Origin of the sequence: Paracoccus halophilus, assembly GCF_000763905.1 — a bacterium.
Classification (GTDB): domain Bacteria; phylum Pseudomonadota; class Alphaproteobacteria; order Rhodobacterales; family Rhodobacteraceae; genus Paracoccus; species Paracoccus halophilus.
Map to the genome: position 1 here is coordinate 222,469 of NZ_JRKN01000003.1, position 9,767 is coordinate 232,235.

A 9,767-nucleotide genomic window follows, 5' to 3' on the forward strand; every position below is an offset into this window, starting at 1 on the left:
AATGGCGCGAGACCAGCGCATCCATGCTGACATCGGCGCGGATCGGGCTGGCGTCGATGTGGATGATCCCGGTCGAAACCAGCTCAGCAGCCTGGCACTGCCGCAGGACACGGACAAAAACCCGGCGGATCGCGAGATTGACCCGGGCTTCACGCATCAGCCGCCGGTCGTGAACGATCCCGCGCAGAAAGCCCGCCAGCATCAGACGCAGGGCAAGTTCGGGGTCGAGGCCGGGGCGATCATTGTTCGAACGATAAAGATCGGTCACCCCGGCGCGAAGCCACTCAGGATCGAGAAGCTGATCGACCCTCACCAGCACATGGTCATCGCGGATCGGATCCCGCGGCGACCCGCTGATGAAAAGCTCTGGCCGACCACGTTTCTTCCGACCCAACATCGCAGCCTCTCAGCCAGCAACAAACAAGCAGAATCAGACATATGGATTTTTTTCAACAGCCGCCAGGGGATCATTTTCTTACCCGGCTCACCAATCAATCGCCAGCACCGCATCAGGATCCGCCAGCGCTTCCAGCGCATAGTCGCGGAAGATGTCACGCAAGGCATCGGCATCCCATTGTCCGCGACCCAGTATCGCCTGCTGCCGCCAGGGTGCCTTGTTGCCGGCAGCCTCTGCCCGCATCCACCCGGTCTTGCGCCCTTCCTCGCCCGGAAGGCCACCGAGAAGCTGCCCGGCAGACGCCGCAACACGCTCTTGCGTGAACAGCGCCCGCATCCGCGCCTTCACATCCCGAAGCGACGAAGCCCGAAGTTCCAGCGCTTCCTCGACCGGCAATCCAGACATCCATAACCGCATCCACATCATGGTAGACCATTGATTCAGAGATCAGATGAAAAACGCAAATGTAATGATAGGCAGAAGTCCATTGCTCTGGAACTGAATCTACCCAACTGCCACCACGGTGAGGATGCTGGTTATCCAGACACATGAATACCGACGGGACCAATGCCCATCATCGCCTCACGTTCCGGCAGATGACCATGGCGAACCAGCCACGATGTCACATTCTCAAGCTTCTCATCAGACAACGTGGCCAACGCCACTTGGATCGCTTGCCCGATCAACTTGTGCCCCCTTCACGAAGAAAATATCGGTGAGGTGGTCGACGCTGAATCCCGGCGGGTCGGGCAGTGAAGCAGGGATCGCCTCTTGCATTTGGCGTATCCTCGTCCCGCTCGCCATCCCCCTCTGCCTCCCGGCGCGCGCTGGAAGGTCATGCCTCCACGATCGACGATTTGCGCAGGCTGTTCAGCGCCTCGGCTCGACCGAATTCCCGTAACGCGCGACCACGCGCAGCCTCGAAACCAGGCAGCAACCGCCGGACCTCCTCCTCTGCGGCAAGGAGGTCGCGGATTTTTTCGCAGGCGAGCGCGTTGGTCAGCCGCGCCTCGCTGACCGAAAAAGCGGCGTCGGATTGGTGTATCGCCGCAAGCTCTTGCTCGATCTGCATCATGCGTGCGCGCGCCTCAACCAAATGCGAGCGAAAGGCCGAGAAGCGCCGCATCTCGATATCAGATTTCAGCCTTGCGATGCGCTCCAGCCGTCCAAGGGCCTTCGTCTGACCTTTCATGCCCCGCCGGCCCTCCGGATGGGAGGCCCGCCCCAGCCATCCCGCGCCTTCTTGCGCATGGCAGTGGCGAAGCGGATGGCAGCGGCAACCGGGGCAAAATGCTCACTGCGGATTTCCTCGCCGATCTCGACAGTCGCATGCAAGGCGCGAGCGCAGGGCGGATCCGACCAGATCGGCACCTGATGTTCCTGAGCCCGTTCGCGAATTCGCCGCGCCACCTCGTCAACCCCCTTGGCAAGGCAGACCGGCGCCCGCCCGCTGCCACGCTTCCATTCCAGCGCCACAGCAAAATGCGTCGGGTTGACAACAATGACATCCGCCTTTTCGACGTCTGCAAGCATCGCATTCATGACGATATCGACCCCCTTCTGCCGGCGTGCAGCCTTTAAATGGGGGTCACCCTCGCTTTCCTTGTGCTCGTCCTGCATCTCTCGCCGGGACATGCGGTGGCGCATCAGATACTCCCTGCGCTTCCAGAGCAGGTCTATGACAGCGAACACCGCACCGATCGCCAGGGCCAGCATCAACGCTTGGCGCAGGATCACGCCAAGCCCCTGAACCCATTTCAAATCACCCATCGCATCGACAGTGAACAGCCGTGCCAGCAACGAGACGTAAAGCAGCCAGCCACCGACGCAGACCAGAACGACCTTGCAAAGCGAGATCGCAAAGGTGACCAGCCCGCTCGTGCCGAACTTCTGAGCGGCGTTCTTGACCGGGTTGATCCGCTTGATATCCGGCGCAAGTTTCTTGGGCGTGAAAGTCACCGAACGCTGAGCCACAAGCCCCAGGATGATCGGCACCGACATGATCACGACCATGGTCAGCAACATCAGCCCGGCATGGGCTGAAAGCCCCCGCGCGATATCCATGACAGAGCGCCCCTCGGTATCGGGCCAGGGCTCGCTTCCCATCGCACGCGAGGCCATGCCGACCCAACCGGGCACAGCCCAAGAGATCGCGAATATCGAGGCGAACCAGAATCCCAGATACATCAGCGCGGACTGCAACTCGGCCGAACGGGGAACGTCTCCCTCGCGCCGCGCCTTGCGCAGCCTGCCTTCCGACGGATCGAACTGTTTGTCGTCTTTTTCCTCGCTCATGGCAGGTCCGTTTGCAACACATCAAGAACCGCATCCGCCCAGATCAATACGATCGACGGCGCCAGAAGCACCAGTGCCAGAAGCGCCAAGAAAATGGCGCCGGGGGCCGCGATGAAAACCACCGGAAGCGCCGGCATCACCTTGCTGACCATGCCCGACAACAGCTGGTATAGAAAGCCGCCAAGGATAAAGGGTGCGGCCAGAACCATCGCCAGGACGAAACCCCGCTGCACCAGGGAAATCGCGAGAGGCAGGATCCGGGTAACGTCAGGGACCCCGCCAAGCGGAAGCAGCAGGAAACTCTCACGCAACATATCGCAGACCAGCAACGGAAATCCCAATGCCATGATCAGTGCAAGTCCGGCCAGGTGCAAAATGCCCCCGATCGGATGCGGCGAATATTCGGTGGCTACTCCGACCAGTTGTGACAGCGACGCTGTTGCCGCGATCGCGGTCGCCGCCACATCCAGCGCCACCGCAAAAAGACGCACCAATCCACCAAGCGCCAGCCCCGACAGCACCTCGATCCCACCAAGTAACGCCAAATGCGAGGCAGCGCCGGGCTGTTGTACAAGAGTGGCATAATCCGCAAGAACCGGCGTGATTGACATGGCCAGTGCAACGCGCACTCTGACTGGCAGGAACCTTTCGGAAAAGACCGGAAGCGCCAGAAGGCAGGCTTGAACCCGGCAATATGTCAGCAACATACCGACAAGCATCGCGACGGTTCCCGAGTCCAGCGCGGGCATCATCATGGATTGACCGTACCGCAAAGCCGTACCCGGGCGGATGCGTCAATCTCGTCCAGACCGAGTACGGGAATCCCGATCCCCGACGAACTCAGCATCATCCGGATCAACCTGCGACGATGATCGGGCACAGCGAGCACCACTTCGTTCGCGGTCTGCAGACCGGAAAGTGTGGTCTGTACCGCCTCGGTAATACGTTTTTGAAGCTGCGGGATTGGTACATTGCCCGAGCGCGCGGCATCGCTTTCGGCGCGGGCAATCTCGGCTTCCCATTTCGGGTGAAGTTGCACGATATCCAGATGACCGTCATCACTCAGGAATTGCTCGGTGATCTGGCCACGCAGCCGCTTGCGTACCAACTCATAGACCGCCTCAGGCGTGGTTGCGCTGCGCGCCTCATGAACGGCATCCGTGATCAGAACAAGATTGCGCACAGACAGGCGTTCATCCAGCATGCCGCGCAAAACGGCCAGTAATATTTCCGATGAAACCTTTTCAGGTACCATACTGTCGAAAAACCTTTGGTTCAATTGCGCGCGATGCTCATCCGAGACGCTGCAAAGCTCCCGAATCATGCGCTGCATCGAAGACATGGTCAGTAGCGCCGAAAGGTTGGATTTGACCACCTCCATCAGGTGCGTGGAAAGAATCTCCATCGGCGTGACGACGGTCGCGCCGGAGATGGACGCATCATCCTGACGGTCGAGTGCGATCCACCGCGCCGGACTGCCGTATACGGGCTCACGGATGCTTTCGCCGGGCAAGTCCTGCAAAACTGAATCTGCTCCCAATGCAAGCACGTTCCGGGGTTGAAGGACGCCGCGCCCCCTGATGACGCCCTGCAGCCGGATGACATATTCGCCGTCGCCAAAACCTGCACCATCCGTAATGCGGACATCCGGCAGGATCAGGCCATAAGCCTTGGCGATATGCAGCCGCAGGTTAGTGATCCTTTGCCCAAGGCCACGGCCGGCATCAAGTGCGCTCACAATCAGCCCGGCACCGATTTCGATACACAATTCGTCTGTATCCAGAACATCACCGATTCGTGTCTTAACGGGTGTCGCAAGCTCTTGTTCCTTAACCGATTCCGGTTGGGCTTCGAACTGAGCCTGTCGCGTTCGGATGAACCACGCCGCCGCTGCCAGAGACGCCGCGAGGGTCAGAAAGATCAGCGCGGGCATGCCCGGCACCAGGCCGACTATCATCATCCCGCCCGCGCCGACGGCCGGAACATGCCAGTTCGTTGTCAATTGCTGAGACAGCAGATCGGCGGTGGTTTCGGTCGCGCCCCCGCGCGACAGCAGCAATGCCGCCGCCATTGAGGTAATCAGCGACGGAATCTGACTGACCAACCCGTCACCGATGGTCAGTTTGGAATAGGTTTCGAGCGCCTCGCCAACCGGCATCGAGTGGACGAACACCCCCGCACCCAAACCGACGAAAAGGTTGATCATAGTGATCATGATACCCGCGATGGCATCGCCTTTGACGAACTTCGAGGCGCCGTCGAGCGAACCAAAAAAGCTGATCTCACGCTGCTCGCGGCTTCTGCGCCGCTTGGCCTCTTCGTGATCAATCGCCCCCGAGTTCAGATCACCGTCGATCGCCAACTGCTTGCCAGGCAACGAATCCAGCGCAAAGCGCGCCGAGACTTCAGCCATGCGCCCAGAGCCCTTTGTAATGACCATAAAATTCACCACCGAGATTACCCCGAACACCGTCAGGCCAATCAGCAACGATCCGCCGGCGACAAACTCGGCAAAACCGTTGATAACCTGTCCGGCCGCGGCGGGGCCGTTTTGGCCATCGGTCAGGATCAGGCGGGTGGACGAGATATTCAGCGACAGTCGAATCAGCAAAGATACCAACAACAGGACGGGAAAAGCCTGAAAGTCCGTCGGTCTTTCAACCAGCGAGGCCATGACAAGAACGAGAGTCGCGGTCGCAATGGAAAGTGCTATTCCGACATCAAGAACCCCCGCAGGCATTGGAATAACCATTGACAAAACAATGAGTACCAGAATGCCGGTGATCGCAAGTGGTCGGATGGACACTGCCATGCCCGAGGCTTGTTCGGCAATGCTCATCTGGAAGGATCTCCCGGTCTGGCCGGAACAAGAAGGCGCTCTGAACTCCAGCTTGGGCCGGTCAACATTCCCGACCGGCGTAGAAAGATCAGCACTTCAATGCGATCCGCCGGTGCGAGAGCCATCAGGCGTGCATCGAGATCGGGCGGCAAAGCTTCTCCGTTCAGCAGCAAATTGGTCACTTCGCGGATCAATCCTTCGCGAGTCACCGGCGTTTCGCTCGGCTCATTGGCCAGCGCGACCGAGATCAGCAAGAGCGCAATCACGACGCCCTCTTGAGTTCTTTCAGGACATTTTCCAGCGCATTGAATGAAGGCCGCACATGTTCGGGCGCCGCTTGACGCCCGACCTCGACGCAAAGGTTGGTCGCATGCTGGTGAAGGCCTGCAACCAATACCGATTTTATCACGTCATAGAACGCCTGATCCTGCTTTATCACGGCCGAAAGCCGCTGCGCAAAAGGCGCCACGATCGCATAGGCCAAAAACACCCCTAGGAACGTGCCGACCAAAGCCCCACCGATCATCTTGCCTAAAACCTCTGGCGGCTGATCGATCGCGCTCATGGTCTTGATCACCCCCAAGACCGCAGCCACAATACCCAACGCGGGCAAGGCGTCCGCCATGTTTTGCAGCGCATGAGGAGCGTGCATCGCCTCCTCGTTCATCAACCCGATTCTTTGCGACAGCATCTCTTCGACCTGATAGGGATCGTCATAATTCAGACTGGTAGAACGCAGCGTATCAGCAATCAGGCCAACGGCATGCTCATCCACCAGAATCTTGGGGTATGCCTGGAAAATCGGCGATTCATGGGGGTTCTCGATATGCTCCTCAAGCTCGACCGGGCTTGAGCGCGCAATGCGCAGCAGTTGGAAAAGCAGACACAACACATCCTGCAAGTCTGTTTCATGCCATTGCGTCCCCTTAAGACTGCGCCCAATACCAGAAAGCGATTGTTTGATAACGCACGTTTCATTCGAAAGCAGGAACGAACCGATTGCGGCACCACCAATCATCATCAGCTCAAACGGCAATGAGTGCATGATCACACCCAGTTTTCCGCCCGCAAGAATATAACCTCCGAACACCATCACGAAGGTTACCACAATGCCGATCATGCCAAACATGGTTTCACCTGCCTCCTGACATCCTGATTGCGCCCATATATGACGTGAGTACTGCCGCACGCTCTGGCTCGACCGAAGCCATGATCCGCGCGCCGGTTTCAGGCTGCACGCGCGCGAGTATCTGCGCAGCAAAATCGGGAGGCAGATTAGATATAACCATAGCCGCCTGCTCCGGCTTCATCTGATCATAAACCGCTATCAACCGGGCTATATCATCGTTCTGAACCTGTTGTTGACCCGCATCTCTTCGAGCGTTTAGCTGCCTTAGCTTGCGTAGCTCGACAAGCTTTTCCGTCAGCTGCTTTTCGGCAAAGGCGATTTCAGCCTTTTTTCGCTCCATTTCCTGGATATACCTGTCCATTCGCTGGGATCTTTGCCGTAAGGTATCGGCCAGCGCGACAACCTCGGGAACATCCATACACCCTGCCAACAACTCGGGAGGTTCGGCATTCGCCGCCAGGCGCGCTGAACCATCCACCAACATGACGCCTTGCGCCGCTGCAGCCAACACCATTACGCTGCCCAGAATAGAAAGTATCGGCCTGCGCATAATATCAAGCCTCCTCACGCCGACGACGGCGTTGAAGTCGCGAGGGACGCGTCGCGATGTTTTCATTTAACTTTTTATTCAGCGCCAAGAAGGCACGCTCTTCCTTGGCTCTTTCTATTTCCTCCGAAAGAGAGCGGGTAGCGCGCATCGCCTCGGCTTTGGCCAAGATGATCGAATTTTCCAGCCGGCTGATTTCACTGGTCATCACCGCGATGGCTCCGCCCAGACCATTTTCCAAATCATTCAGCATTCTGAGCCGGCGCGCCAGCGCAAAGCAGAAAAATGCAAGGCCGACGGTGAAAGTAATCAGCAAGGTTTGTAAAATCTGCGCGATTGTCATTGAATGCGGAACTCCGTGATGAGCAAGTCGGTAAATGCGCTTTTCCCAAGGACGTATACCGCCCGGGTCGCTAGCTCGTTCCTGATAATGTCAAGGATCCCGCGGCGCTCAAAAGCCGATGGATCAACATCAGAAAGAAAGCTATTAAAGCTGTCCAGCAGGCGAGGCGTCAGGTGCTCTACCTCTGCGCGGTGAGTTGAATCTGTCTCGACCTTGATCGTCATGACAATCATACGCATTTCCGAGCCCGAAAGCGTCAGAACGATTTGCGGCAAATCCACGAATTCCTCCGCGTATCCACCTTCTTCCGCAGATTTTTCTTCCCCGGCGGCAATGATATCCGCCGGCGACCAGAAACCCAGATAGGTGGACGCAAAGCCACCTGCGGCTGCGCCGACAAGCAGGCCGGCCAACAGTAGCATTCGACGCAGGCCCGCGCCGGTCTCTTTTTCCTCAACTATATCTGTGACGTCGGCCATGGTGATTCTCCGTCGATCTGTCGACTGAATATCATTCCGGGACTAACCAATTCTTAATCGCCGTTGTGCCATGAAGGACCCAACAAGGAAAAACTGATTCGAAGGGAACGGTTTTGCTGAAGCTGCAACACTACTGGCGCGAAAGAAGCACGAAGCAACGAGCACTTCTTGTTGTTGCTTTTTTGTTTACATTTCTGGCGATCACCACATTGTCGTGGTTCGCCAGCCGTCCGGGAATGGCATTGCTTTATTCCGGTTTGGAGGCCAAGCAGTCGGGCGCGGTTATGGCGGCTGTCGAAAGATCTGGCATCCCCTACGAAATCCGAGGCGATTCGATCTGGGTTGAGCAAAGCCGTCGCGATGAACTGCGAATGACGCTTGCTGGCGAGGGGCTGCCTGCAGCAAGTGGCGCGGGCTACGAAATACTGGATGGCATGTCGGGCTTTGGCACCACTTCGCAGATGTTCGATGCGGCCTATTGGCGCGCCAAAGAGGGCGAACTTGCCCGCACGATCCTGGCTCTGCCGAATGTTGAGACGGCGCGCGTACATCTTGCCGTGCCGAATGGGCGTGGATATCGCCGTGATAGCCTGCCGAGCGCCTCGGTCACGGTTTCGACAACAGGCGCCCCCCTCAGCAAGGCGCAATCCGAGGCGTTAAAATTCATGGTATCCTCCGGCGTGCCTGGAATGGCGGCGGATAGCGTGACGGTCATCGACAGCGAGCTTGGAGTTGTATCTTCAGGCGAGGGATTCGCGGGCAAGGACCGCGAGACCGAGATCAAGCGCAACGTCGAACGGATTCTGGAAGCCCATGTCGGTCCGGGAAATGCGATTGTCGAACTCAACCTGGACGTGGTGACAGAAACCGAACGACTTACCGAGCAGCGCTTCGATCCCCAAGAGCGCGCCTTGATCGCGCAGGAAAGCGAAGAAACCACCGATCAGAGCAGCAACTCTCAAAAAGGTGCTGTAACAGCCGCTTCGAATCTGCCCGAGGGGCAAGACGAGGATGGCGACCGAAGCCAATCGTCCCGTTCCGAAACCCGGCAAAGATCCAATTTCGAGGTCAGTACTGTCACCCGTGAAGTTTCGCGCCAGCCCGGCTCGACCCGCCGTCTAACGGTCGCGGTCCTGATTAATGGCGTTCCGCAAAACGGTGCGGACGGGCTGATAACGCTGGCTCCGCGGGAAGAGGCCGATCTTCAGTCAATTCGTGAACTTGTTGCCGCAGCCGTCGGTTTCGATGAGACTCGGGGGGATGCGATCACCGTGAAGTCGCTTCCCTTTGCATCGCTTACCGAAGCCGGGACACTTGCCAGCCGGGGCGGGTTGCTCTCGCAACTCGATCTGAACGGGTTGACCCGTATCGCACTGGTCGGATTCTTCGCACTGGCACTGGCCCTGTTCCTGCTTCGGCCGATCCTAAGAGCCAGATTCAAAACGAGATGAATGATTTCAATCTGTTGCGATTGCCCTGGTCATGCGCCTGATATGTGCGATGAGAACCCATGCCTCTGCGCTCTCGATGGATTTCTCCCAATCCTTTGCCAGCCTGCGGCATCTCCCCAGCCAGGCGAAGGTGCGCTCCACGACCCACCTTCGGGGCAGGACCTCGAAGCCTTGCGCCGCGTCGGATCGTTTGACGATCTCGATGGTCCAGCGGCCAATACCGATCAGAGCCTCGCGCAGTTTTGGTCCTGCATATCCTCCGTCCGCGAAGACATGGCGCAGCTTCG

The 9,767-nt window shown here is 58.2% G+C and carries 12 protein-coding genes and 2 pseudogenes; 1 reads left to right on the forward strand and 13 read right to left on the reverse strand.

Annotation, left to right across the window (positions count from 1 at the left end; translation table 11 throughout):
• Positions 1-25: 25 nt before the first annotated feature.
• From IT41_RS22165 to IT41_RS03645, 12 genes and pseudogenes are all read right to left on the reverse strand, one after another.
• A pseudogene (locus IT41_RS22165) lies at positions 26-397 on the reverse strand (transposase); the annotation flags it as partial.
• Between the two features lie 93 nt (positions 398-490).
• Positions 491-820, reverse strand: a pseudogene (locus IT41_RS19745) (IS701 family transposase); the annotation flags it as partial.
• Between the two features lie 219 nt (positions 821-1,039).
• A complete protein-coding gene (locus tag IT41_RS21835) occupies positions 1,040-1,174 on the reverse strand; it encodes a hypothetical protein (RefSeq protein ID WP_269429285.1) in 135 nt (44 codons plus the stop codon).
• A gap of 58 nt (positions 1,175-1,232) precedes the next feature.
• The gene (locus IT41_RS03610; protein ID WP_036738798.1) at positions 1,233-1,589 is read right to left on the reverse strand and encodes a hypothetical protein; all 357 of its coding nucleotides are present in this window, start codon (positions 1,587-1,589) and stop codon (positions 1,233-1,235) included.
• Complete coding sequence (gene flhB, locus IT41_RS03615) at positions 1,586-2,692, reverse strand: flagellar type III secretion system protein FlhB (protein WP_036738799.1); 1,107 nt, start codon at positions 2,690-2,692, stop codon at positions 1,586-1,588. Before flhB ends, IT41_RS03610 begins: the two co-directional genes overlap by 4 nt.
• Positions 2,689-3,447, reverse strand: a complete 759-nt coding sequence (locus IT41_RS03620) for a flagellar biosynthetic protein FliR (protein ID WP_036738800.1) — start codon at positions 3,445-3,447, stop codon at positions 2,689-2,691. Before IT41_RS03620 ends, flhB begins: the two co-directional genes overlap by 4 nt.
• Positions 3,444-5,531: a flagellar biosynthesis protein FlhA gene (locus IT41_RS03625; protein WP_052081254.1), complete on the reverse strand. Its 2,088-nt coding sequence runs from the start codon at positions 5,529-5,531 to the stop codon at positions 3,444-3,446. Before IT41_RS03625 ends, IT41_RS03620 begins: the two co-directional genes overlap by 4 nt.
• A complete protein-coding gene (locus tag IT41_RS19750; protein ID WP_074948029.1) occupies positions 5,528-5,797 on the reverse strand; it encodes a hypothetical protein in 270 nt (89 codons plus the stop codon). The genes IT41_RS03625 and IT41_RS19750 overlap by 4 nt, the downstream gene beginning before the upstream one ends.
• The gene (gene motA, locus IT41_RS03630) at positions 5,794-6,660 is read right to left on the reverse strand and encodes a flagellar motor stator protein MotA (RefSeq protein ID WP_036738801.1); all 867 of its coding nucleotides are present in this window, start codon (positions 6,658-6,660) and stop codon (positions 5,794-5,796) included. Before motA ends, IT41_RS19750 begins: the two co-directional genes overlap by 4 nt.
• A gap of 4 nt (positions 6,661-6,664) precedes the next feature.
• A complete protein-coding gene (locus IT41_RS03635; protein ID WP_036738802.1) occupies positions 6,665-7,210 on the reverse strand; it encodes a MotE family protein in 546 nt (181 codons plus the stop codon).
• Positions 7,211-7,214: 4 nt separating this feature from the next.
• Entirely contained in the window at positions 7,215-7,550 is a 336-nt protein-coding gene (locus IT41_RS03640) for a hypothetical protein (protein WP_036738803.1), read from the reverse strand.
• Complete coding sequence (locus IT41_RS03645) at positions 7,547-8,029, reverse strand: flagellar basal body-associated FliL family protein (RefSeq protein ID WP_036738804.1); 483 nt, start codon at positions 8,027-8,029, stop codon at positions 7,547-7,549. Before IT41_RS03645 ends, IT41_RS03640 begins: the two co-directional genes overlap by 4 nt.
• Positions 8,030-8,142: 113 nt before the next feature.
• On the opposite strand from IT41_RS03645, the gene fliF reads away from it, so the two are divergent.
• Positions 8,143-9,480 carry a flagellar basal-body MS-ring/collar protein FliF gene (fliF, locus tag IT41_RS03650; protein WP_081967449.1) on the forward strand — a complete coding sequence of 446 codons (1,338 nt, stop codon included), beginning with the start codon at positions 8,143-8,145 and terminating at the stop codon, positions 9,478-9,480.
• 6 nt (positions 9,481-9,486) lie between these two features.
• On the opposite strand, the gene IT41_RS03655 is transcribed toward fliF, so the two are convergent.
• Positions 9,487-9,767, reverse strand: a 281-nt coding sequence (locus tag IT41_RS03655) for a transposase (protein WP_036738805.1), incomplete at its 5' end; no start/stop codon positions are given.

What these genes read in the sequence shown, in the direction of transcription:
- IT41_RS21835 (WP_269429285.1), bottom strand. Translation starts at nt 1,174, where the DNA reads ATGCAAGAGGCGATCCCTGCTTCACTGCCCGACCCGCCGGGATTCAGC.
- IT41_RS03610 (WP_036738798.1), bottom strand. Translation starts at nt 1,589, where the DNA reads ATGAAAGGTCAGACGAAGGCCCTTGGACGGCTGGAGCGCATCGCAAGG.
- flhB (WP_036738799.1), bottom strand. Translation starts at nt 2,692, where the DNA reads ATGAGCGAGGAAAAAGACGACAAACAGTTCGATCCGTCGGAAGGCAGG.
- IT41_RS03620 (WP_036738800.1), bottom strand. Translation starts at nt 3,447, where the DNA reads ATGATGATGCCCGCGCTGGACTCGGGAACCGTCGCGATGCTTGTCGGT.
- IT41_RS03625 (WP_052081254.1), bottom strand. Translation starts at nt 5,531, where the DNA reads ATGAGCATTGCCGAACAAGCCTCGGGCATGGCAGTGTCCATCCGACCA.
- motA (WP_036738801.1), bottom strand. Translation starts at nt 6,660, where the DNA reads ATGTTTGGCATGATCGGCATTGTGGTAACCTTCGTGATGGTGTTCGGA.
- IT41_RS03635 (WP_036738802.1), bottom strand. Translation starts at nt 7,210, where the DNA reads ATGCGCAGGCCGATACTTTCTATTCTGGGCAGCGTAATGGTGTTGGCT.
- IT41_RS03640 (WP_036738803.1), bottom strand. Translation starts at nt 7,550, where the DNA reads ATGACAATCGCGCAGATTTTACAAACCTTGCTGATTACTTTCACCGTC.
- IT41_RS03645 (WP_036738804.1), bottom strand. Translation starts at nt 8,029, where the DNA reads ATGGCCGACGTCACAGATATAGTTGAGGAAAAAGAGACCGGCGCGGGC.